Source organism: Leifsonia sp. Ger2509 (assembly GCF_055231915.1).
The window spans coordinates 2,953,896-2,976,854 of sequence record NZ_JBUYVB010000003.1; the positions used below are offsets into that span (position 1 = coordinate 2,953,896).

21 protein-coding genes are annotated in these 22,959 nt (G+C 63.3%); 11 read left to right on the top strand and 10 right to left on the bottom strand.

Annotation, left to right across the window (positions count from 1 at the left end; translation table 11 throughout):
- Positions 1 to 252: 252 nt before the first annotated feature.
- The gene (locus ACV7NN_RS14305; RefSeq protein WP_463350237.1) at positions 253 to 528 is read right to left on the bottom strand and encodes a hypothetical protein; all 276 of its coding nucleotides are present in this window, start codon (positions 526 to 528) and stop codon (positions 253 to 255) included.
- A gap of 696 nt (positions 529 to 1,224) precedes the next feature.
- On the opposite strand from ACV7NN_RS14305, the gene ACV7NN_RS14310 reads away from it, so the two are divergent.
- The 6 genes from ACV7NN_RS14310 (at position 1,225) to ACV7NN_RS14335 (ending at position 6,176) form a co-directional block, all read left to right on the top strand.
- Entirely contained in the window at positions 1,225 to 1,737 is a 513-nt protein-coding gene (locus ACV7NN_RS14310; RefSeq protein WP_463350238.1) for an ATP-binding protein, read from the top strand.
- Positions 1,738 to 1,871: 134 nt separating this feature from the next.
- The gene (locus ACV7NN_RS14315; RefSeq protein ID WP_463350239.1) at positions 1,872 to 2,693 is read left to right on the top strand and encodes a phosphotransferase family protein; all 822 of its coding nucleotides are present in this window, start codon (positions 1,872 to 1,874) and stop codon (positions 2,691 to 2,693) included.
- A gap of 505 nt (positions 2,694 to 3,198) precedes the next feature.
- Positions 3,199 to 3,717: a P-loop nucleotide/nucleoside kinase family protein gene (locus ACV7NN_RS14320; RefSeq protein WP_463350240.1), complete on the top strand. Its 519-nt coding sequence runs from the start codon at positions 3,199 to 3,201 to the stop codon at positions 3,715 to 3,717.
- Between the two features lie 26 nt (positions 3,718 to 3,743).
- A complete protein-coding gene (locus ACV7NN_RS14325) occupies positions 3,744 to 4,217 on the top strand; it encodes an NUDIX domain-containing protein (RefSeq protein WP_463350241.1) in 474 nt (157 codons plus the stop codon).
- Positions 4,218 to 4,378: 161 nt separating this feature from the next.
- Positions 4,379 to 5,032 (top strand): GNAT family N-acetyltransferase, encoded by a 654-nt coding sequence (locus ACV7NN_RS14330; RefSeq protein ID WP_463350242.1) that lies wholly within the window; start codon positions 4,379 to 4,381, stop codon positions 5,030 to 5,032.
- 262 nt (positions 5,033 to 5,294) lie between these two features.
- On the top strand, positions 5,295 to 6,176 hold the full coding sequence (locus tag ACV7NN_RS14335; protein WP_463350243.1) for a hypothetical protein: 882 nt from the start codon (positions 5,295 to 5,297) through the stop codon (positions 6,174 to 6,176).
- On the opposite strand, the gene ACV7NN_RS14340 is transcribed toward ACV7NN_RS14335, so the two are convergent.
- Positions 6,173 to 7,297 (bottom strand): saccharopine dehydrogenase NADP-binding domain-containing protein, encoded by a 1,125-nt coding sequence (locus tag ACV7NN_RS14340; protein ID WP_463350244.1) that lies wholly within the window; start codon positions 7,295 to 7,297, stop codon positions 6,173 to 6,175. The genes ACV7NN_RS14335 and ACV7NN_RS14340 overlap by 4 nt on opposite strands.
- Positions 7,298 to 7,331: 34 nt before the next feature.
- The gene (locus ACV7NN_RS14345; RefSeq protein WP_463350245.1) at positions 7,332 to 8,474 is read right to left on the bottom strand and encodes an epoxide hydrolase family protein; all 1,143 of its coding nucleotides are present in this window, start codon (positions 8,472 to 8,474) and stop codon (positions 7,332 to 7,334) included.
- Positions 8,475 to 8,538: 64 nt separating this feature from the next.
- Between ACV7NN_RS14345 and ACV7NN_RS14350 the strand changes: the two genes are divergently transcribed.
- The 4 genes from ACV7NN_RS14350 (at position 8,539) to ACV7NN_RS14365 (ending at position 11,269) form a co-directional block, all read left to right on the top strand.
- Positions 8,539 to 9,519, top strand: coding sequence for a helix-turn-helix transcriptional regulator (locus ACV7NN_RS14350; RefSeq protein WP_463350246.1), 981 nt, complete (start codon positions 8,539 to 8,541; stop codon positions 9,517 to 9,519).
- A gap of 207 nt (positions 9,520 to 9,726) precedes the next feature.
- Complete coding sequence (locus ACV7NN_RS14355; RefSeq protein ID WP_463350247.1) at positions 9,727 to 10,068, top strand: hypothetical protein; 342 nt, start codon at positions 9,727 to 9,729, stop codon at positions 10,066 to 10,068.
- Positions 10,069 to 10,148: 80 nt separating this feature from the next.
- Positions 10,149 to 10,466 carry a hypothetical protein gene (locus tag ACV7NN_RS14360; protein ID WP_463350248.1) on the top strand — a complete coding sequence of 106 codons (318 nt, stop codon included), beginning with the start codon at positions 10,149 to 10,151 and terminating at the stop codon, positions 10,464 to 10,466.
- A 503-nt stretch (positions 10,467 to 10,969) separates the two neighbouring features.
- Positions 10,970 to 11,269 (top strand): hypothetical protein, encoded by a 300-nt coding sequence (locus ACV7NN_RS14365; protein ID WP_463350249.1) that lies wholly within the window; start codon positions 10,970 to 10,972, stop codon positions 11,267 to 11,269.
- 164 nt (positions 11,270 to 11,433) lie between these two features.
- Here the strand turns inward: ACV7NN_RS14365 and ACV7NN_RS14370 are convergent, their stop codons facing one another.
- The 6 genes from ACV7NN_RS14370 to ACV7NN_RS14395 form a co-directional block, all read right to left on the bottom strand.
- On the bottom strand, positions 11,434 to 11,985 hold the full coding sequence (locus ACV7NN_RS14370; RefSeq protein ID WP_463350250.1) for an SHOCT domain-containing protein: 552 nt from the start codon (positions 11,983 to 11,985) through the stop codon (positions 11,434 to 11,436).
- 453 nt (positions 11,986 to 12,438) lie between these two features.
- Positions 12,439 to 13,209 (bottom strand): IS30 family transposase, encoded by a 771-nt coding sequence (locus ACV7NN_RS14375; protein WP_463350251.1) that lies wholly within the window; start codon positions 13,207 to 13,209, stop codon positions 12,439 to 12,441.
- Between the two features lie 137 nt (positions 13,210 to 13,346).
- On the bottom strand, positions 13,347 to 15,329 hold the full coding sequence (locus ACV7NN_RS14380) for a beta-galactosidase (RefSeq protein WP_463350252.1): 1,983 nt from the start codon (positions 15,327 to 15,329) through the stop codon (positions 13,347 to 13,349).
- A gap of 34 nt (positions 15,330 to 15,363) precedes the next feature.
- The gene (locus ACV7NN_RS14385; RefSeq protein WP_463350253.1) at positions 15,364 to 17,697 is read right to left on the bottom strand and encodes a beta-glucosidase; all 2,334 of its coding nucleotides are present in this window, start codon (positions 17,695 to 17,697) and stop codon (positions 15,364 to 15,366) included.
- Between the two features lie 225 nt (positions 17,698 to 17,922).
- Positions 17,923 to 18,264 carry a Dabb family protein gene (locus tag ACV7NN_RS14390; RefSeq protein WP_463350254.1) on the bottom strand — a complete coding sequence of 114 codons (342 nt, stop codon included), beginning with the start codon at positions 18,262 to 18,264 and terminating at the stop codon, positions 17,923 to 17,925.
- 60 nt (positions 18,265 to 18,324) lie between these two features.
- Positions 18,325 to 20,064: a DUF5605 domain-containing protein gene (locus tag ACV7NN_RS14395; RefSeq protein WP_463350255.1), complete on the bottom strand. Its 1,740-nt coding sequence runs from the start codon at positions 20,062 to 20,064 to the stop codon at positions 18,325 to 18,327.
- 163 nt (positions 20,065 to 20,227) lie between these two features.
- On the opposite strand from ACV7NN_RS14395, the gene ACV7NN_RS14400 reads away from it, so the two are divergent.
- Positions 20,228 to 21,799, top strand: a complete 1,572-nt coding sequence (locus ACV7NN_RS14400) for an apiosidase-like domain-containing protein (RefSeq protein ID WP_463350256.1) — start codon at positions 20,228 to 20,230, stop codon at positions 21,797 to 21,799.
- Between the two features lie 61 nt (positions 21,800 to 21,860).
- Here the strand turns inward: ACV7NN_RS14400 and ACV7NN_RS14405 are convergent, their stop codons facing one another.
- On the bottom strand, positions 21,861 to 22,907 hold the full coding sequence (locus ACV7NN_RS14405) for a LacI family DNA-binding transcriptional regulator (RefSeq protein ID WP_463350257.1): 1,047 nt from the start codon (positions 22,905 to 22,907) through the stop codon (positions 21,861 to 21,863).
- Between the last annotated feature and the right edge of the window lie 52 nt (positions 22,908 to 22,959).

Sequence of the window (22,959 nt, forward strand, 5' to 3'; positions counted from 1 at the left end):
GCTTGACCCCGTGGGAATTTTGCCCACGTTTCCACCGAGCTACCCCACCTCGCATACCTTCACCTCCCGTTCCGTTCACTTCCTCGCGCCGCACCACGGGTCACGCTAGGAGCCCGACTCTGATCTGCCAGCGTGGGCGTCATGGCCCCCCGTTTCATGCCTTTCCGGCCTTAGAGACCGCCCTCACTTGTACATTGCGTTTTCGCGAGACCAAATGCGCGCTGGCGGCGCGCAAACCCAAGATCGGAGCATTCAGAGAGGTGCCGCCAGCACTTCCGGTGCCGATTTGGCAAGCCGGTCGAGGTTGACGAACGGGACGCAGGCGGCCTCGGCGGTGAGCGCGGCTAGCCAGCCGATCGGGGTGTGGGGGTCAGCGGCGATCGCCCAGCCCTCCATCACGTACTCGCTGACCGCCTCAACACACTCCTGCTTCTCCGCCGCAGTCGGGGTCAATGAGCCCTCCTCCCCGAGAAGTCCGCCGTGCAATTCCGGTGCCATGGTTCCGGTGTCGATGATGAATACCCGCATCCCAATCACTCCCTGGTCGATCGTTTTGAGTGCCTTTCCGGCGAGTGATCGAGAGCGACCGGGAGGGGCGCAGCGCCGGGTCTGTGGAATACCGCACGGGAGCGCAGCGGAGGGAGGATATGCCGCGAAAGCCCGGCACGGAGCACCGGGAGGGAGCCACGATCGGGGGACGAAAAGACACCCAAACCCCGGCATACACAGTGCCGCGCGCGGGTCCACAAGCGGGTGCAACCAGGACTAGATCAACGCCCCGCGGCCGAGCAATTCGAAGGCCCTTCCACTTAAGTGCCTACGTGCATTGCTTTCAATTGCTTTTATCGCCTTCCGATTCGTTTCTCATTCCGTTTGCTCTTGCTCGAGGGATCCGTTGTAGCAGCCTTCGTTCAGTCATTGTGTTTCGATATCTAGCTGATGAGTTTCCCAACCCCTTCGCTCGCCGTTAGCGCGGGTCGACGCTGCCGGTCCATCGGGCCGTATCGATTGGCGTTGATTGGTCGTCAAGGGGGTGTGCAGGAGGCAGGCGTCGCCTTCCCGCCTCGGGGCGGCCCATTTGGTCCCACTTCCGGGCCGGGCGCCGCTAACGGTAACCGCGCAGGTCGCTAGCATGGGCCGATGATCCTGTGGCTGAACGGTACTCATGGCGTCGGAAAGACGACCACGGCCGACCTCGTACAGCAATTGATTCCATAATCACGCGTGTTCGATGCCGATAGGGTCGGCGAGACGTTGATGGACGTTCGCCCTGGTCTACTCGAGACCGACAACTTCCAGCAGTGGTCCCCGTGGCGCCCAGTCGTGGTCGAGACGGCTCGTCGCATCCTTGACTACACCGGCGGCACGCTGATCATGCCGATGCCGGTTCTGGTCGAGTCGTACTGGCGGGAGATCAGTGACGGCCTGGCCGGCTACGGAATTCCGGTTCGGCTCTTCGTGCTTCACGCCGAGCAGGAGACACTTCGCCAACGCATCATGGGAGACAGAGTTATGGGGCCGTCCTGGTTCCGCCTGGGCTACCTCGCCCCGTACGACCAGGCGTTCCGCGAGTGGCTGCGCGACGAAGCTGACGTGATCGACACCACCGCATTCACGCTTTCTCGGGCCGCGTCGGCGATCTCAGACGCGGCCAAGATCCCATCGTCCCTCGGCCAATCACGCGAACTATCTTCGCCGTCATGGTGCAACGCTTCGTCTGAGAAGATGTCGTCATGAGTGCAGGGGCGGCAAGCGGCGGCTCGCGCCTCCTGTGGGGTCAGCTTCCTGACGACGTCCGTCGCGCCGTCGAAACGAGACTCGGTGCGCGAGTAATCACTGCTTCGAGCGCCGACACTGGATTCAGCCCCGGTATGGCGTCCCTCCTCACCACAGCCGCAGGCGACCGGGTGTTCGTCAAGGCCGCTTCCTCAGCAACGAACCCGGACGTCGTACGATTTCATCGGCGTGAAGCGACCGTTGCTGCAGGCTTGAATCCGGCCATCCCGGCACCTCGGCTGCTATGGAGCTTCGCCCACGATGATTGGATCGTTCTCGCATTCGACGTCGTCGATGGGCGCCACCCCTTCACCCCTTGGATTGAAAGTGACCGTGACGCGGTCTTCGCCGCGCTCGATGTGCTAGCCCGCGCCCACTCCGGCGTTCGGTCTGGGCTCGAGCCGATCGGGCCGTCGACCGTCGAGACGTTCCGCGGATGGTCGGCGTTGAGAGATGCCCGTAATCCGCTTTTGGGCTACCCCGACTGGCTGTCAAAAGAAGTTGGTCGCCTTGCCGCCCTGGAAGGTGACCGAGTGTTGGAGGCAACCCAGGGCTCTGCGGTCGTACATTTCGACCTGCGCGCCGACAACATGCTCATCGACGCCGCAAAGCGGGTGTGGATCCTCGATTGGCCACATGCCGGCACTGGCGCACCCTGGCTCGACCTCGCAGGGTTCCTCCCTAGTGTCGCGATGGCCGGAGGCGTCAACGGCCCACTTCGGGCCGCGGACCTGTTCGATTCACACCCGCTCGCGGCCGAGGCTGCAGCTGACGACCTTCTCACCTTCGTGGCAGGAGTTGCCGGCTATTTCGTCGCTAGCTCGCTTCGACCGCCGCCGCCAGGTATCCCCAACCTGCGCGCGTTCCAGCGCGCCCAGGCGTTCCCCTCGATCGAGTGGCTCGCCGAACTGCTCTGATCGCGGCCATGACTGCGAGCCTCGTCCTCGCGTCAGGTGCGAATCAGCGCCGGTAGGCCCAGCTGCGGCTCGGCGGACGATGTCGGCGAACTCACCCACCCGGGCACGATGCCCCTTCAGACGAGCCGGATCACTGGCGTGACGCTGATTGAGACGCGTCTCCAGTACATCGGGCCTCGTCACGAGCCTGCAGACGCAGATCACACTCGATCCAAGAGCTTCAACATATCGGGAGACCTCAACGCGCTGTTCAACGACTCAGCCAAGACAAATCGTTCGGCGCCAGCGTGCGGGTAGTTCAGCGCGAGACTCACAAATTCTCGAGCTCGAGCTCGTGGTTGAACCAATTGATCCTCGCCACGCCGCCCGCTCGGGTGCGCTCCCCACACTAAACTCCTCGTGGGTTGGGCGTGCATAGGCGTCGGCGTCTTCGAGTTAGCAACGCGATCGCCAGGTGGAAGTGTTTGCTTCCCTTGAAGGGGCCGGGTTCGGTTAGGGTCAGGGCGTGAGCGCTTGCGTGGTGATTGTGAACGGTTTGCCGGGGTCGGGGAAGACCACGTTGGCTATCCCGTTGGCTCGAGAGCTCGGAATTCCGCTAGTGAGCAAGGATGCGATCAAAGAAGCGTTGGCTGATGTGGTTTCTGTGGGGCTTCCAACCTCACGGCTCGGCGCGATCGCGTCGGATGTGATGTGGTCGATGGTCGGCCTCATCCGGGGCCCGTCGATCGTTGAGTCGTTCTGGCTATCTGGTCGCGACGACCGCTTCTTCCAGGATGGTCTCGTGGTTGGGGGTGTCAGTAGCGGTGTTGAGCTGTGGTGTGAGGCGGCCGTGGACACGATGCGAACCAGGTTCCGGACCCGTCCGCGCCATCACGCCCATTCTGATGCTGATCGGCTTGACGAGTGGTCCACCTTCGCGCTCACTGCTCAGCCGATCTCAGAGCTGCCACTATTGCGTGTAAACACAGAAGAGCGGGTGGCCCTGAACTCACTGGCACTTAGAGTCCGCGAGTATTTGGGGTAAGGGCCCGTTGCAGGAGGGGCGCAGGGATGCCAGTTTCGCCATACGTTCTGGGCCTTCGCGAGAAGGTCGGTCATGCTTTGGTGCTCTTACCGGGCGTAACCGCGGTGATTCGCGAGGGCGACAAGTTCCTGTTGGCAAGGCAGCGGGATTCGCATTTGTGGAGTCTTGTCGGGGGTGGCGTGGAGCCGGAGGAAGAACCGCGAGCGGCCCTTGTGCGCGAAGTGATCGAGGAGCTCGGTGTGTCGCCGACGGTGGGTCGTATCATCGGCGCTTACGGAGGACAGGGCTTGTCGAACGTGTACCCGAACGGCGACGAAGTCAGCTACGTCACCGTGGCGTACGAGTGCACGCTTCCGAGTGCAGAGCTCACGATAGAGGCTCGGGAACTTATCGAAGTTGCCTGGTTGGACAGACATTCGATCGCTGATTTTCCCCGACATTCGTGGATCGACCGGGTCCTTGACGACGCGGTCGGGTCTTCGATCGTTGCCCGCCCATAGGACCTTTTGCTTTCTTTGCGATGCCTTCCGCGCCTCAGTTGTCGGCGCATCAGAGCATTACCCAACGGGCGAAACCAATATCTCGTCGTGCCCCGCTCGAGTGCCCGGTAGACGATCCGCAGCCGACGCGTCTGTCGTTCGTCGTCTTCTAGGATTTGGGCATGGATCTCGCACAGCTGTGGCCGCTGTTCGCTCTCTCGTTGCGGACACCGCGGCTTGAGCTTCGTCCTACGCGGGATGAGGATATACCCGGACTTGTTGAGGCGGCCCTTGCAGGCATTCATGAGTCGTCACGTACCCCGTTCAGTGTCCCGTGGACGGATGCCGATCCGAAGGACATGGGTCCCGGTTTCGCGCAATTCCAGTGGGGTCTACGGGCGAACATGAAACCTGAAAAATGGGCGGTGAGTTTCACAGTCCTTCACGATGGGCGCCCGATCGGGGTTCAGCAGTTGGATGCGACACATTTCTTCGCACGCCGAACCGTTGAGAGCGGATCGTGGCTCACCTCCGCTGCGCAAGGTCACGGGTTAGGAACCGAGATGCGTGCCGGGTTGCTCCTCTTCGCTTTTGATTACCTGGATGCGGAGTGGGCCGAATCCGCCGCGATGGAGTGGAACCGGTCGTCGCTGACCGTGTCGGAGAAGCTGGGTTATCTTCCCAACGGCGTGGGTCGGGTTCATGCTCGTCCTGGCGAGGTCGTCAATGAAGTGCGACTTCGGGTGCATCGCGATGGGTTTATTCGGCCGTCCTGGCCGCTGGAAACGGATTGTCCCGAGAGTGTCTTTGCCCAACTGGGTGTCCGATCGTCTTGAACGAGATCGGGGCTAAATCTTCGTCGTCTGCCAGGCGCTCCGCGAACGCCTGCCCATAGGGCCCGGGTGTACCTCGCGCGGCCGCCTCGGGCGCTACTCTCTACCCATCTGATGAAGGGCGGGATCTGACGTGGTAGAGCATCCGGTCTTGAGAGCATCGCGGAAAGCCCTAGGGCTGCAGTTGAGAGATAGCAAAGCGTTCATGGTCGCAATCGGCGATTCAATCGAGGCCGCACCCCAAGAAGGATCGGGGCGTGCTCGCATGAACCAGTGGCTGCGTGATCTCCCGCAAAAGAACCAGTCGCAGAAACGGTTTGAGGCGGCGGCGCATGCGATCGTCGACCAGGGCTTCGAGAATGTGCTTCATCTGACGGGAAGCGCGCTCGATCACGCCGAGGGACTGGCTCTCTGCCTCGAAAGCGGACGCGGTCTATCGCTTAGCCCGAACACTCTCGTTCGTGGGCTGCTCGAGGCGGCTTTGCAGATCTGCTTCATTCTCGATCCGCATCTTTCACCTCCCACCACTATGCTCCGCGCCGCAGCATTCCAGCTCGCCTCCGTCGAGGGCGGCGAGCAGATGGCCCGGTTATTTTCGTCGCAGCGGGACGGTGCCGCACGTCTAAAAGCCCACTCAGAAGCGGTCGACGGTATCCATGCATGGCTCGGGAAGAGCGGAATCGAGCGCGTAACGAAATCCCCCGGCGCTCGACAGACCCAAAGTGTGAGGATTGGTGTCGACCGAGTCAGCCTCGAATTTGATGTCACCGCTGCCGCAAAACGATACCTCCCGAACGCGCCCTATATGTACGGGGTCCTCTCCGGCGCGGCTCATTCAAGGGGATGGTTCATCGGATCGATCTTCGGCGTGAACGATCCAAATTCGGGCACTCCGCTCCCGGACACATACGCCGCATGCGTTCTCACAATGCTGACGATCGCGGATGCGCTCACCAAGTCCTTCGGCGATCATTTCGGTATTGACTACGAATCCGAGCTCAAAGCCACGCACCTACGACGGAGGATGCTCGTCCGAATCAACAACCCGAGCGGCGACAACATCGCGTTGGATCATCGCGCGTACCACGCGCCACCCCGCAAGTCCGAGAAAGCCGCATCCTACACGGCGGGGTTTGCTGGCACCTAGCGCGCCAGCAGTTGGCCTGCCGCTCCGCTCCGGCCTTGATGTGACGCTGGTGGAGACCGAATCGTGCTGCCCCCGCACGCGAAGCTGCGTCGACCGGTCGCGCTCGCCCGTCGCTTCTCGGCCCCGCGATGCACGATCACGTCGACGGTGAAGGTCTGGTCGGATTTCCCGCTCGCGTCGACCGGGACGGGGGCGGGGGTGTTATCCGCCGCCAGTTCGGTGGCAGCGGTGACAGTCATGTAACTGAAGACGTCGGGAACGGACAGGTGCCGGGGAATCGTGACGATGTCTGCCATCGAGAACTCGGTGCGGACATCCCGTTCGCCCAGCGGCGCAGGAAACCGCCACGTTGTCAGAACGGACTCGTCACCGCTGTATCGCAGCGTGCCGTCGTGGAACGACACGTGTCGACCGCCGCGGCGTTGGCGTGAAACTGCACCGGCCGCTCGAGTGCCCGCCGTCGGATGCCATCCGCTCAGCCCGTAAGCCACATGGACCTCGTCGGCCTCCGCCCAGTCACCCATCGCAGCCGTGGCGAGCAGATCACCGAGACCGCCGTAGAACGCCATGGCCGGCACCACGATGGCGCCCTCAGCAGCCGCACGTTCACCGAACACGGTGAACGTGTCGTCGTTCGCCTCGATCTCGGCCGCAACATCGACATAAGGGAGCCGGGCGCGCAGTGCGGCCTCGATAAGCGGACCGGACGTTGCCGCGAACGGACCTGCGCAGTTCACGACCGCCGCCGCACCCTCCAGAGCCCGATCGAGCGTGCCAGGATCGTCGACCTCCGCCACCCGAGCCTCCACCCCCGGAATCTCCCGACTGAGGATTTCGAGCTTCTGGCGGTCGCGGCCCGCGACAACAGGAATGAGTCCGCGAGAGGCGAGTTCTGACACCACGAATCGGCCGGTGTGACCGTACGCGCCGTACACCACCACCTCCGGCGCTGGGTCAATGTCGGTATCGTTCCCTCTGTACGCAGGCGTCTGCATAGGGCACATCATCCCAAACAATCGGCCGGCCACCCGTCGAGGCAACGAAGACAGCGCCTTGGCGGAGACCAGAGCGAGACGTCTCCATCGCCCGTTGGCCGCAGCGATGAGATCCCCCGAAACCATGAAGGTTCCGGGGGATCGTCCCAGAAAGGACCTGTCAGCCGTTGCGTCGCCTGTCGAAGAAGGAGCGGATGTCGTCGGCAAGGAGCGCCGGACGTTCCAGCGCCGCGAAGTGACCCCCTTCCTCGACACGACTCCAGTGCACGATGTTGTCGTTGTCACGCTCGGCGAAGACGCGGATGGTCTGGAAGTCGTCCTTGAAGACGGCGACCCCGGTGGGAGCGTGGTTGATCTGCGGGTCCGGCTGCGCCTGCGCGTTGTCGAAGTAGCTGCGGCTCATGCCGCTCGCGGCGTTGGCGAACCAGTTCACGCTGACCTCAAGCAGGATCTTCTCCATCGGCACGAGCGATGTGCCGTTGCCGAAGCTGTTGAACAGTTCGCTGTATGCGAGAAGCCCGATCGGTGAATCGCTGAGCCCGACTGAGACCGTCTGTGGACGCGAGGCGTTCATCGTGTTGTATCCGCCGACGGACTGGAACCACTGCATGTGCTCGAGGCCCGCGTAGTCCGCCGGTTCGAGTCGCTCGAACTCTGACGGGTCCCCGGAGGGGAACGAGAACAGCTGCAGGACGTGCAGGCCGAGGAATCCCTCGGGGTTCAGGAGCCCGAGCTCGCGGGCGACCATCGCACCGTTGTCGGATCCGTGGATGCCGTATGCGTCGTAGTCGAGTCCGCGCATGAGTGCGTCATACGCCTTCGCAACGCGGGCGGCAGTCCAGCGGCCCTCGATGACCGGCTGCGAGAAGCCGTATCCGGGCGCGTCCGGGATGACCACGTCGAATGCATCCTCGACCCGACCGCCGTGGGCCACCGGGTCGACGAGGAGTTCGATCAGGTCAAGGTAGTCGACCGAAGACCCGGGATACGTGTGCGCCAGCAGCAGAGGCGTCGCTCCCGGGTAAGCCGAGCGGACGTGGATGAAGTGGATGTTCTGGCCGTCGATCTCCGCGACGAAATGCGGGAAGGCGTTGATCCGCGCCTCCGCCTCACGCCAGTCGAAAGCACGCCAGGCGTCGATCGCCTCACGGAGGTAGGAGTTCGGAGTGCCGGTCGTCCAGTCGTCGGTCGGAGCCGGCTGCGGGAGGCGGGTGCGCGCAAGTCGGTCGCGCAGGTCGGCGATCTCGTGATCGCTGACGGAGACGGTGAAGGGGCGGATGCAGCTATCAGTCGTGGTGTTCATGGCCTCCACATTACGGAGCTATTAGGCTGGATTTGCGCCTAATAATCCAACCCGGGAAGGTCCGATGTCCAGTCCCTCTGCCCGGTTGCTTACCCTCCTCTCCCTGCTTCAGACCGGCTCGGCGCGCACCGGCGCCGAGCTCGCGGAGCGGCTTCACGTGAGCGGGCGGACGGTGCGCGCCGACATCGAACGGCTTCGCGGACTCGGATACCCGGTCGACGCGGCCCGCGGCCCCGTCGGCGGCTACCGACTCGGCGCAGGAGGAAGACTCCCCCCACTGCTCCTGGACGATGAGGAAGCGGTCGCGGTGACCGTCGGGCTTCAGGTTGCAGCAGGCGTGACCGGGATCGCGGAGGCCGGCGCACGCGCGCGCGCCAAGATCGAGCAGGTGCTTCCATCGCGCCTGCGTCCGATGGTCGATGCTCTCGGCTCGACCATCGAGCGGGGCCAGGAGAACATCGGCACGGACGCCCCCGACCCCGAGGTGGACCCGGCGGTCCTGGGCGCCGTGGCCGCGGCGATCCGCGATATCGAATGGCTACGGTTCGACTACCAGGATGCGCGTTGCCTCGTCGAGCCATACCGTCTGCTCAGCTGGCAGCGGCGATGGCACCTGGTGGCGCGGGATCCGGCGCTCGGTGAGTGGGCGACTTACCGGGTCGATTGGATGTCCCTGCGGCTGCCCACCCGCCGCCGCTTCGAACCGCAACCGCTTCCGGGCGGGGACTACACCGAGTTCGCGATGCGGACGATCGCCGCCAGCGGGTGGGCGGTGCACGCGCGTCTGCGGATCGCCGCACCCGCCCAGTCCGTGCTCGACCGCATCAACCCGACCGTCGGTGTCGTCGAGCCCATCGACGAGGAGTCCTGCGTCCTGGTTACCGGCGCGGACAGCCTGGACACAGTCGCCGCCTACATCGGGATGCTGATGATGGACTTCACCGTCGAATCCCCCACCGAACTTCTACCCCGGCTCCAGCTGCTTTCCGAGCGCTACGCCCGAGCGGTCGCAAGGTCCGCCGACGCATTCCCTGACACACACTGACAGACCAGTTCGCAGAGGGTAACGGTCCGTTCAGATTCCGCGCGCGACGCAAGCTTGTTCCCAGAGGTCTGTCACTATAGATGTTCGCTAGGTCGGTAGCGTCGAGGACATGACCTCCGTGAAGCTGGACGCCCCGCTCAGGGATCCGCACACGTGCCGCCTAGCGCATGGCATGATCTGCTCATGGAAGCGCCTAGCCTGAGCGAAGTGCGCGCGACAATCGCACGGGTTCTCGAAGTCGAGCGCGGCACCCTCACTGCGGTGGAGCAGTCGCAGATCACGGCTCTGCGTGCGGTCCACGGGCCAATCACGATGCTTGAGCTCGACATCCCATCGAGCACGCCTACCTTGCACATGTCAGACGGCCGCTACCCAGCGCAGAACAGCGGCGTCGATGTGGTCGACGCTAGCGGCAGCACCGTCGGAGGAATGATGCTGTGGATCGGGGACGGCCGGCTCTCGGCACTCGAGTACTACTGGATTACCGAACAGCCACCAACTGGGTTACCTCCGATCGATCGAATTCAGCCGTCGGTCGATGTCCGGTGATGGATTGACTTGGGGGCTTCACACTGGCTGAATCGTTATCCTCGATAGGCGCAGTTGATCCGTTCTAGGAGAATGAGGGCGTGACTGTTGATGTTGACGAACTTCGCCGCGACGTGGCAGCCGCTATCGAACTCCTCGAGGTGTGTGGATATCCCGAGTCTGCAGACTGGTTCCGCGAAAAGGATCGCATCTTGACAGCCCCTGATTTCGACGGGAGTCATCTGGCCACAGCAAAACTGCTCGCTGCTTCCGGTGCGGGGATGGGCCGGCCTCTTGAGGTAGTTGACCCCAAGCCATCGTCTGGAATTTCGGGCGAAGAAGCAGAAATGCGCCGCGATGTGCTCATCGAATCTATGTGGCAGATTTCGAAGCGAATGGCCGCGGCCGCGGATCGCTAGACATGAATCTGTCCGCAGGCGGATCCGCTAGCGTGCCTTTTGTGCGCGGCACCCACGAGCGTTGATGCCGTTAGGTTGGCGAATTCGCCGTGCGGGCTCATTGTCGCGAACGCTGGCACTGTCCCCCCCGGTGCGAGCGTCCCGTCGGGGCGGTCGATTTACTCGACTCCATCATTTTGAGTGCGGTACGGTCAGGCCATCGGGTACACCACGACGATCGGAGGGAAATGCGGCGAGGACGGATCACGATCGCTGCCCTGTCAATTTTCGGCGCCTGCCTGGTGTTGACAGGCTGCGGTGACGACGGTTCTTGGGACACTCCACGTACCCCGACAATCAGCCTCACAGCTGCAGATGGTTGCCCGCCTGCTGTGACAAAGGCCCGGGATGTTGCGAATACCGACCCCGGCGACTCGAGTCTCTTACCCGCCGGTATCTCGCCGGATGCCGGACTGGTCTGCGCCTACAGCGGGAGTCTCAATCCGTCGAGCAAACACCTGGCGATGACACTGAACGCCAGCGAGGCACGACGCGTCGCCCACGCCCTCATACATCTGTCCCTCAAGCAGCCCACTGGCTCAGTCAGTTGCCCCAACGACACGGGCGCCTTCGCCATTCTCGCCTTCTCCTACCCGCATCACCCCGACGTCAGCCTCTGGTGGAAGACGACGGGATGCCAGTCGATCGACAATGGCAAGATCGGCGCATCGCAGATTGGCTCCACTAGTTTCAGCGACTTCCAAAACGCATTCGACAGCGCCGCAGGACTTCCGGAGGGTAGCCTCCTACCTCAGACCCGCTGAGTAGCCGCAGCACTCGTGAACGTTGAGTGCCGATGCTGCTGCCCGCACGGTGCAAATCACGATCCCCTATCGAGCATCCCGCGCGGAGGTAGCGCCGTTGCCTCCGCTGCCCGCACCTCCGGATCCTGCACATGCAATCCATTCACTCGTGTTTGGTCCACGCACTAGAGCCGCCCGAGCAGCTCGGCCTTCTTTTGTGCAAATTCGGCTTCGGTCAAGATGCCGGCGGCTTGCAGCTCCGCCATCTTCTGAATTTGTGCCAGCACGTCCGGCTCGGCAGGTTGGGTGGTCACATGCGGGGTCTTCGTGGCAGCGACGGCCGTCTCGAACGCCTGCTGAATTGCCGCGATGGTTTCTTTTTTGTACTTCACGAGGAACTCGATCGTGTTGACCATCGTTAGTACCTCAACATGACCACCCGTCATCGAGTTCCCGCGGCTGTTCACGCTCTGGACCTGAGCGAGGTCTACCGAGATCGTCTTGTGCTCGAACAGCACCTTATACGTGAAGAGGATCCGCTTGGACGTCAATGCAATTCCGCCCGGTAGCTTCTCGGTCTTGCGGGTGGCCGTCGTCGTGACCGTCGCGTTCGTCGGCGCGATGTAGATCACCGTCTCGTCGGCGGTGATCTTCTCTTCCAGCTTTTCGATGATGCCGGACCGCCCGAATGTACTGACGTCAAACCGCTTTAGGGCTACCTCGGTGTCTTGCCGCATCTTGTCCCCTGTCGTGGTCTGACCTCAAACCAGAGTACGGGCGACGGCTCATCGACGCTACGCGCTTGCGACGGCCTCCGTCAGTTGCACAGTCAGGGATGTCCTGATACACCAAGTGTCAGGGATGTCCTGATGCAGTTTCGTCAGGCATGTCCTGATGCAGTTTCGTCAGGCATGTCCTGATACATCACAGCAGCAGACCCCCTCGGGAATGCTGGCTTGACTACATTTTGACTACAACTGAGGAAGATCCAACTCGATCCAATGAGATCATCGGGGACCCAAATCCCTTGATTTTCCGCGGAAGTTGGCTAACTCCGTTGAGTTATGAGGGGTCGAATTAGAGTTCAAATCCCACCGGTACCGCCACGCGCAAGCCCCCGCGATCCCAGTGTTTACAAGGGATCCGGGGGTTTTCACTTGCTTGGGAATTGTTATGTGTCAGGGGCGGATTCAGCCGGTGGTTGCAACGAGCTGGGTGAATTGCGCTGATGGTGTCATCCAGCCGAGGGTTTGTCGAGGGCGTTCGTTGAGGAGTCGGGCAACTTCGTCCAGCTCGGCCTCGGTATGGGCTGAGAGGTCTGAGCCTTTCGGGAAGTACTGACGGAGCAGGCCGTTCGTGCTCTCGTTCGTCCCGCGCTGCCAAGGGCTCCTCGGATCGCAGAAGTAGACCTGCACTCCGGTATCGATGGTGAAGCGGGCGTGTGAGGCCATTTCCTTGCCTTGGTCCCAGGTGACCGAGCGACGCAGCGCTTCAGGCAGCGTCAGGATCTTCTTCGCCATCGCCTCACGGACCTCGTCCGCGCTGTAGCGTTCGAGCCTGAGGAGCATCACGTAGCGGGTGGTCCGCTCCACGAGCGTGCCGATCGAGGTCTTCCGTCTGCCCATGATGAGGTCGCCCTCCCAGTGCCCAGGCACGGCCCGGTCGGCCACCTCAGCAGGGCGTTCGGAGATCATCACCATGCCCGGGATCTTCCCCCGGCCGACCGGTAACTCCGTTTTCGCGCGTCGCGTCGCGCGACCGGACCGGAGCGCCTCGTGGAGTTCGCGCCGCAAAGCGCCGCGCCCCTGGACGAAAAGCGACATATAGATCGTCTCGTGACTCACCCGCATCTCCGGATCGTTCTGGTAATGCCGAGATAACCACATCGAGATCTGCTGCGGGGACCACCGCAGTTCGAGCTTCTCCTCGACGACGGCCCTCAACGTCGGCAACGCCGCCAACTTCGCTTGCTGTTCTGCGAGTGCGGCAGCCGGTGCGCATACGGGGTTTGGTACTCGGCGGAGTGAAGCCGCGGATGGATCGACTTCTCGCGCTCTTGCGGCGCCCGCCGAGCGAACCTCGTAATGATTTGGACGGCCTAAAGGAGCGGAGCGTGAGCTATTGTCCACGCGAAGGGAGCCAGTACGACCTTGTCCAGGGCGTCGCCGGTCATGGCGTCTGTCCCGCTCACCGAGAGGGTCACGTCCGTACAGTCGTAGTTCGTTATGATCACATGATCGCCACGTCGGACAGCCTCCACCCTCTTGCCGAGCCCCGGAAGTACCGGCTCAACACTCGCCTGTCCGAGGATGTAGGTCATCACCTCTCGCATCCCGTCATCATCCGGGATTGTTGCCAGATAGTACGCTCGGCCGGCATCGCCACCGTCATCGCGCATGGTGAATGCGGCCCGACCTCGCAGACGTCCGTCCACGAAGTTGCCGAGCACCTCGGCTTCGACGGCGAGTATCTCCTCCGCGAGATACTCGCCTCGCAGGAGCGCCCCCGGCAGGGATACGGTCGCGACGGCTTGGCCCGGCCCGTCGGCGCCCGGTGGGACAAGGGCGGTGTACTCCTCCATCCGGATTCCGAGAGTCGTCCCCAACCCCTGCAGGTATCCGCCCGCGCGGAACGTATCCGTTTCATCGACCAGGTCGGTGAACGCTGAGACGAAGAGGTGGCCACCTCCTTCGACGAACGCGGACAGGTTGGCCGCGCCCGCATCCGTCAGGAGGTAGAGCTGCGGCGCTACCACCACGCGGTACGCACTGAGATCGGCCGTCGGCGGCACGATGTCGACGGCGACGTGCAGTCGATGAAGGGCGACGTACCAGCGCTGCACCAATGCGTTGTAATCAAGGGCGGTAAGGAAGGGGCCCCCGTTCAGCGCCCAGAGGTTCTCCCAGTCGAACACGAGCGCGACGTGTGCGCCAGAACCTCCAGTGAGGGGCGGTAAGGCTGCGATGTCGGAACCCAAACGGCTGACCTCTCGCCACGTGCGTGTGGTAGTACCCGCGTGCGGCAGCATGGCGGAATGGAACTTTTCGGCGCCAGCGCGGGACTGTCGCCACTGAAAGAATAGAATGCCGTCGGCGCCACGACCGACAGCCTGCATCGACAGCGCGGCCATCTCGCCGGGCGCTTTGGGTGCATTGCTCTGTCGCCACTGAACAGCGTTCGAAGCCTGTTCCATGAGAAGCCAGGGCTTCTCCGGCTTGAGGGAGCGCATCAAGTCGAATCCCCAAGCCGAGTACCGGAACATCTCTGGATCATTTGGGTCGGGATACGAGTCATTGCTGATCAGGTCGACCTCCTTCGCCCATTTCCAGTAGTCGGCGACGGGGGCACTGCCCATGAAGTTGGTCGTGATCGGCTGGGTTGCACCGCTCGCACGGATGATGTCTCGCTCCATCGTGAAAAGCGAAAGGAGCGCGTCGGATGAGAACCGGTTGAAGTCGAGGAGGCTACCGGGGTTTTGGAACGCAGGCGCCTTCGACGGAGGAAGAATCTGGTCGAAGGATTGGTACAGCTGCGACCAGAAGGCGGTGTTCCAAGCTTGGTTGAGCGCTTCGACAGTGCCGTACTTCTCGGCGAGCCAAATCCTGTAGGCGTCACGTGCGTTGTCGGAATAGTCGCGCGAAACGTGGCATCCATACTCATTGTTGACGTGCCACATCACCACTGCGGGATGGTCCTTGTATCGCTGAACGATGGTGCGGCAGAGCTCGGCTGCCAGACGCCGATAGTCCGGCGACGTCGGCGCGTAGTGCTGGCGGCTGCCCGGTGCGAGGATCGTCCCCGTTTCGTCCTGCGGGAGGATCCGGGGGTATTCGATCGTCGCCCATGGCGGAGGCGAAGCGGTCGCGGTTGCCAAATCGACCGCGATTCCGCCCTCGTGCAGCAGATCGATGATCCGATCGAGCCAATCCCAGACGAAGACACCCTCCTCCGGCTGGATTCGCGACCAGGAGAAGATCCCGATGCTCACCATGGTGACGCCGGCCTCCTGCATCAATCGGACGTCCTCGGGCCAGACCTCCTCGGGCCACTGCTCCGGGTTATAGTCGCCGCCGTAGTGCATGGTCTACTCCTTGCTGAGATCTCACAAACACCGTTCAGGCCTCGGTGACGTCGACGACCGACAGGAATGACCTGTCGCGAGAACGGAGCTCTCGCCGCTCGCCGGTGATGGTGAAGCGACCCGACTGGCGGCGGTCGGCCGAGTTGAAGCCGAGGAAGAACTCAACCGGTCCGGGCTCGACGACGAAGCGCCGATCCAGCGCCGTGTAGCCCAGTTGAGCGGCGGAGACCCTGATGGTGATCTGCTTGGCCTCGCCGGGTTGGAGCTCCACCCGGGTGAAGCCGGCGAGCTGTTGTGATGGACGCGTCACGCCGAAGCCCGCGAGGCTCAGGTAGAGCTGTGGCGTTGCCGCACCGCTGCGGGAACCCGTGTTACGGATCGTTGTTGCGACGACCCACTCGCCATCCGAAGGGACCACGTCTTCGGCACGCAGGTGGGACAGCTCGAACGTCGTAAAGCTCTCGCCCTCACCGAACGTGTACTGAGGTGATGCATCCATGTCGAGGTAGAGCGTGTCGACGTCCGGTGGAAGCGGGTTCCGATGGCCGGAGCCCCATCTCTGGTGGTGGTGGATCGGGAGTTGACCGCTGTGCCGGGGGATGCTGTACGGGAGTTTTCCGCTCGGGTTCATCTCTCCGAATATGACTTCTGCAACGGAAGCGGGGCCGTAGGGACCCCCGTAAGGAGCGACTACCACCGCAGCGGAATCGCGGACGGCGTCTGGCAACGCGTATGCGCGGCCCTGGAAGAGGACGACAACCACCGGCTTTCCCAGTGCGACGATCTTTTCGGCTAGTCTGCGCTGTGCGGCCGGGAGATCGATGTTCGCAGAGTCGCTGCCCTCGCCTTCTGTGCGCTCGCCGTTGAACCAGAGGCTCGCGCCACCGAGCGCGAGCACAACGATGTCCGCCTCGGCCGCCGCGGACTCTGCGCGCTCGAGCTCTCGTTCGTCGAGATCCCGCGTGAGGGTGCTGCCCGGATTAGATGTCGAACTGGTGGCGCGCTTCGCGATCTCCTCGGCCAGCGTGGTCGCGCCGAAGATCTCGCGTACGTAGTCCTCCGTCGTCGTCTCCGGGAGCAATGCGTTGTTCCAAGCGGCCATGCCGGGGTCCACGCCGACCATGTTTCCCATGCCGCCACCGGACATGAACCGTGTCATCTCGCGGAACGCCGGGTACGTGTACGTGGGGAACTGGAGCTTGAGCGCGTCTGCGTGCGGTCCGATGATCGCAATCGAGTGCGCCCCCGCCTTCAACGGAAGCAGCTCATCGTCATTCTTCAGCAGAACGACCGATCGTCGCGCCAACTCGTAGGATAATTCGCGCCCTTCGGCAACGATTTCCGGCAGGTCGATGCGTTCTTGAGGGTAGGGGTTCTCGAACAGCCCAAGGGCGAACTTCGCGGTCAGGACGCGGCGCACGGAAGTATCCACGAAGGAGACGTCGACCGCGCCACGCTCGACTTCAGCCGCCAGAGTGTCACCGTATCCAAACGGGATCGGGTTTTCGACATCGAGGCCGGCAGTGATTGCGAGACGCCCCGCGTCCGCGGCGCTGGAGGCGGCGCGCTGTCGATTGACCATGTGCTCCAGCGTCATGTAATCCGCCGACACAAAGCCCGTGAACCCGAGGGTCCCGCGAAGTAGATCGGTCAGGACTTCACGGGAGGCTGCGACGGGGGACGAGTCCAGGTCGGCGTAGCTGTTCATCACCGAAGCCAACCCTGCAAGCTGGATCGCCGCCTCGAACGGGTAGGCGAAGAGATCCCGGGTGAGTCGACGGCCGCCTTCGTACGCGGAAAGATTAATCCCGGCCTCGGGCTTGGAGTAACCGACGAAGTGCTTGGACGTTGCGATGACGCCCTCGGTGAGATCGTGCCCCTGCAGCCCGCGTGTATAGGCAACACTGTTGGCTGCGACGAGGTAAGGGTCTTCTCCGTAGGTTTCGTGGACGCGACCCCACCGTGGGTCGACCGCGACGTCCATGTTGGGCGAGAGGGCTTGGCGGGACCCGAGTCGTCGCATCTGTCGACTGATGACCTTCGCCATGTCCTGCACGAGTTCAGGACTCCAGGTCGCGGCGAGTCCTATCGCGGTCGGGAACACCATGTGGCCACCGCTCATGAACCCGCTCAGAGCCTCGCTGTGGATGAGCAGTGGGATGCCGAGCCGGGTTTCGCCGACGACGACACGTTGCATCTCTGCGACGACGTTCGCGAATGCGCGGGGGTCGTCGATCCCGAAGTTCGAGATGTGGCCGGGCGCCTTCTCAAGCCATTCTGTTCGGACCGCCGGGGCGCTCAAATCAGGCTGCACGAAGTACCACGGCGGGACCGAAGTGAGCTGGTAGCACTTCTCTCGCAGTGTCATCTGCTCCAGTAGGAGGCTCGTCCGCTCGTCCGCGGTCTTTCGAGGATCAAGGTGGTGAGTGGGCTTCATTGTCATCGTCTTCTCTGAGGCGCGAAGGCCGTGCATGGCGAGCGCGGCTCCGCCAGCGTTTCATGCGGCACGCAGTGGGCGCGATTCATTGCGCAAAAGGCGGCAGTCAAGCGTGCCGCGCACCCCTGGGCTGCAAACGGCAGCTGGCGGAGCGCGTTACAGTGTCGCGTCTGTCCGCGTCGGCACGTTTTGATTGATGTCGAAGACGACAATGTCGTCGGAGTTGGTGCGGAGGTAGTTCGCGAGGACGAGGTGCTCGGGATGCGGGAGGTACGAGTCGAGGGCGCCTTGATCTCGAAAGCGGATGACAAGCATCCAGTCGAAGCCGCGTTCGAGGCCTTCCGTGCTGATGCTGATGCCGTGATCGATGGCCGTCAACCCGTCTATCGCGTTCAGGTGGGTTTCGACCAGTTCGCTTGCCCACTGGGAGCGGTGCCGCGAGTCGGTGCTCCAGCTGACCAGAACGGTGTGAGTAACGCCCGCGGTGTTCGTCGTCATCAAATAACTATCTCGCGCTTCCGCTCTCGATCGGTTGCGGGAGCATCGAGTTCTGCCTATTCAGGCAGGAGTCAGGCGAAGTGCGATCTGAGAGCGTGCAGGCAAGTCCACGCGGACGGTGCCCTCGTGGGTGCCGGGGAGCTTGCGGATCGTCATCTGCCACGTGTCGATGATCTCGATTCGAGCGCGCATGCCTTCGGGGACGATGAGGTTGCGGAAACGGGGCCGGTGTGTGCCGAAGTAGATGAGCACATACTTGCCGGCCACTCCGCCGTACGCGGCATCGAAGTCCGAGGGAAGAGGGTCGATTCGACCGCTCGGCGAGGCGGCGATGATGTCCTTGAGGAAGCGGATGCGCGGCACGCTCTCACCTCGGAGCGTGCCGCCCTTCGCCCAGAAGATCACCTCATCCTCTGAGTAGAAGGTCTCGCCGTGAGTGAGGTAGCCGCCGCGGAGGGTGCCTGCCCAGAAGCGGTCCACCACGGTCTCGCTGGTGAGATTGCCCCATCCCTGGTCTAGATCTCCGTCGTAGCCGAACTCGTCGACGACGACGGGCTTGCCCCACTTGTGCCGCCACTCGTCTACCCGCTTGCCGATTTCGGCGCCGCCACCCTGGATGCTCGTGTGGGTCGCCCAGTCGGCGGAGTAGTCGAACAACTCGACCCAATTGTGGATTGAGAGCAGGTGGCCCGCGTGATCCTCGGACTGGACCACGCGGGCGAGGCGATCCCAATCCTCGGGGCGTTTGGCGGTGACGAGATCGTATTCGTTGGCCATCGACCACCACACGTTCGGGAAGGCGGCCAGGCGGCGCGTCACATACCGGATGTAGCGCTCGTCCACCGTTTTGCCGAGCCGCGCGAAGCCCCACCGGTCATACGGGTGGAACAGGATGAGGTCCGCCTGGACACCCAGCTCGTCGAGCTGTCGGATCCGTCGCTCGAGCCGGCGGAAGAAGCTGATGTCGAACCGTTCGTGGTCGAAGGAGCCATCCTCGTGCCGTGGGAACACGTAGTCGTCGGGCTCGTTCGAGTTGTACCGGAAGTCTTTAGGGAACAGGCCCATGCGGATCTTGTTGAACGGGGCGTCGGCGAGGCTTTTGAGGGTCTGCTCTTGGAGGGCGTCGGGCTGGTGCGTCCACACGTAGGCAGTGGTGCCGACGGGCACGAACGGTGTTCCGTCGACGAAGGCGAATCCGAACGTGTCGGCCACCCGCACGGGCCCCGCTCTACGTGCGGATGCGACGACGATCGTCCCCGAAAGTCCGTCCAGCGATCGCGCATTCGATGTCGTGGTGAACGCCCAGGTCCCGGCGGTCGGCGGCAGGAAGCGCAGGACATGGCGACCTTCTTCGTCGTAGAAACCGCCGACCCTGACGCGCTGGGTGTCGGACGTGAAATCGGCGGTCAGTTCGACGTCGACGAAGGGGTTGCCGTGGGAGGGCCCGTCGATGACGACCTCGAGCGTCTCGTACTGTGTGGCGGTGTCGGGCAGATGGACAGCGGCGCTGGCGCGATCGACAGTCTCGTCCTCGTAGTGCGGGCTCGGCTCGATCGGCTTGTTTTCGACGGGGATGGGCGTCGTGTCCTCGATAGTCGCCAGCTCGGCGAGTACTTCCCCGACCTTGGCCGTGTCCGGTTCGAGCGAGAACGTCAGGAATCCACCGAGCGGGAATCCGCGCAGCGCCGCGCCCAGCGATGAACTGAAGATCCCCGGCACGGATCGTTCCAGAACACCGCGCGCCTCCGGATTGTCCAGAACGTCGCCTACGGCGCTGTAGCGGTCGAAAGTACGCGCCATTGCGGCTCCTTGAGTCAAAGGTTTCGCCGTCCAGGAGGACAGCTCAAATAGGCTCGCACGCCTAGCAGGGCGAGGCCTAAGCACCTCCGATTTTGCGCAACGACGCTAGCGATCGATTCGGAATGCGACAGCATCGAAGGCGAGTAACGTCGAAGGAGTAGCGGTGCGGGTCGAAGTGCGGGACACAGCCGAGTTCACAGTGACCAGCGAGACCACGCTTGCACGCCCGTACCTCGATGCCGAGGTCACGGCGGATTTCAGCGGACCGGACGGTCTCGTCCTGTCTTGCCCTGCCTTCTGGGACGGGGGGCGCACCTGGAGGCTGCGATTCGCGCCACCGACGGCTGGCGATTGGACGTATCGCACCCGAGAAGCGCGCGAGCTACCCGGTCTCCACGGTGCGGGCGGCTCCTTCGAAGCGCTGGAGTACCACGGAGACCACCCGGCCAAACGCCACGGTTATCTCGAGGTCGCACCGGGCGGCAGACACCTTCAGCACGCAGACGGAACACCGTTCTTCTGGCTTGGTGACACGCATTGGCGATTCGCCTGGGAGCGGTGGGATGAGGCCAACAAGCCAGGTTGGACGTCGCAGTTCCGGGAGACAGTCGATCTGCGTGTGAAGCAGGGCTTCAGCGTCTATCAGGGGAACATGTTCTCCTGGTCGCCGCCCGAGTTCTGGAACGCGGGCGAGGACTACTCGTCCATCGACCCGGACTACTTCCGCACCGTGATCGACCCGAGGATGGCGTACATCGCCGACTCCGGACTGATCCACGCACTCGGATTGGCCTGGTATCACTCCATAGACAAGGATCCCGCCGGGTTGGTGCGGCTAGCGCGCTATGTGGTCGCGCGGTACGGCTCCTACCCGATCGTCTGGACGCTCGGCGGCGAGGTGGCAGGCTACGATCCCGCACGTCGTACGGACCGACTCAACGCGTGGCGCGACGTGGCTCTGGCCATTCAGGATGCAGATGCCTACGGTCATCCGATCACGGCCCACCTGACCAATGAGAGACCCGTCGCGTCCTATTACCAGGACGAAGAATGGCTCTCGTTCACGCTCAATCAGCTGGGCCACGGCGATCTCGACATGGACGCCCGGTATTGGGGCGAGCATCTCGCGGAGTATCCAGGTCGACCCATGATCGAGGGAGAGAGCCTCTACGAAGGACTCAACAGCGTCGAATACACAGGACGACGTGTCGTGACCGACCTCATGGTCCGGCAGGTCGCCTACCGGGCGATCCAGTCCGGGTGCGCCGGCTACAGCTATGGGGCCCAAGGCTGCTGGAACGGTGCGTGGGACGCCGAGGAAGCACGGATGTCGTGGGGGTCGCTTCCCTGGTACGAGGGCGTCGACCTTGCGGGCGCCGTTCAGATGGGGCATCTTCGACGGCTCTACGAGTCCCTTTATTGGACCGACCTGCGTCCCGCGCCGCGCTTTTTCGCGACGTCGAACGGCGAGAACGAACTCTTCTATCGGCCGGCGGTCTCGGCAGACGACGAGGGGCGAACGATTGTGATCTACTTCGCCGAGACCTACCGATTCGAAGAAGGAGCGGGCACGCTCCGAGGTCTTCCGTCCACCGTCTACAGGATCGATTGGTTCGACCCCCGCTCCGGCGAGCGCACTAGCGTCGCCACTGCGGCAGTGCCGGATGGAGGTGAGCTCTTCGTCCCCCCGGCTCCCGGCCAAGGAGATTGGGTACTGACCGCTCAGGCGATCTAACGAGCCTTTTACGCAACGGTTTCGCGCCCAGAGTCAAGCTGACCCGCTCGCACGGGACTGATCAGGAAATTTCGTCGGGATCGTCCGCGCCCGGGAGGGGGGCTGCAGGCAGCGTAGAGGACCGGACGATCAGCTCGCTGGGCAGCTCGACGCGCTGGTAGGACGGCTCGTCGTGGCGACGGAGCTCGGTGACGAGTTCCACCGCTCTGGCGGCCATGGCCCGCAACGGCTGCCGAACCGAGGTCAACGGGGGTTGCGCCATGCCTGCCCGGGACTCGTCATTGAATCCCACGACTCCGATGTCCTCCGGGATGCGACGCCCGAGCTGGGCGGCAGCCCGATAGACGACGAGGGCCATCTCGTCGTTGCATGCGAAGACGCCGACGGGGCTGCGATCCTCGGAGATCGCGCGCAACAGCGACTCGGTCAACGGCGCGTCGGTCCATTCCGAGCTCACCCTGGTGATCGATGCTTCGGGACGGAACTCGGCGATGGCCTGCCGGAACCCCTCCTCCCGTGCACGACCGAACCGATACGGTGGCTGTCCGGTGACGACGACGAATCTCCGGTAGCCGCCTGCCGCGAGATGAGCGCCCGCGTCGTAGCCTCCCTGCCGGTCGGTCGTGCCCACGCTCGCCAGAGCTCCCTCTGGATCCGACCTCGGCTCCAGCAGCACGATCGGGATGCGCAGCCCGTGGATCTCATCCAGCTGACGCGTCGTGGGCTTGATGATCCCCAGGATCACCCCGGAGGGCCGACGAGTCGCGACTCGGGTCGGCCAATCGTCGTCGGGGTCAGGGCGCTCCAAGGTGAGGACCAGATCGTATCCGAGTCGGAACGCCGCTTCGCGTGCGCCGGAGGTGATCGTGTTGGTCCACGCATCGTTGAAGCTGCCGAGGACGATCTCGATGAGTCGTGAGTCGAGAGACGTCGGACGTCCTCGAGCGATGGAGGACCGGTCGTACCCGAGCCGCTGTGCAGCGTCCGCGACCCGTTCGCGTGTGCCGCGGGTCAGTTCTCCGCGACCGGCGAGTGCGCGCGAAGCCGATGCGACGGATACGCCGGCCGCTTCAGCGACATCGCGAAGCGTGACCGCACGTTCAGCCATGCCAAGCGCCCTCTCCCTTGATATTTGCGCAAGAAACTTCGACTCCAAGATA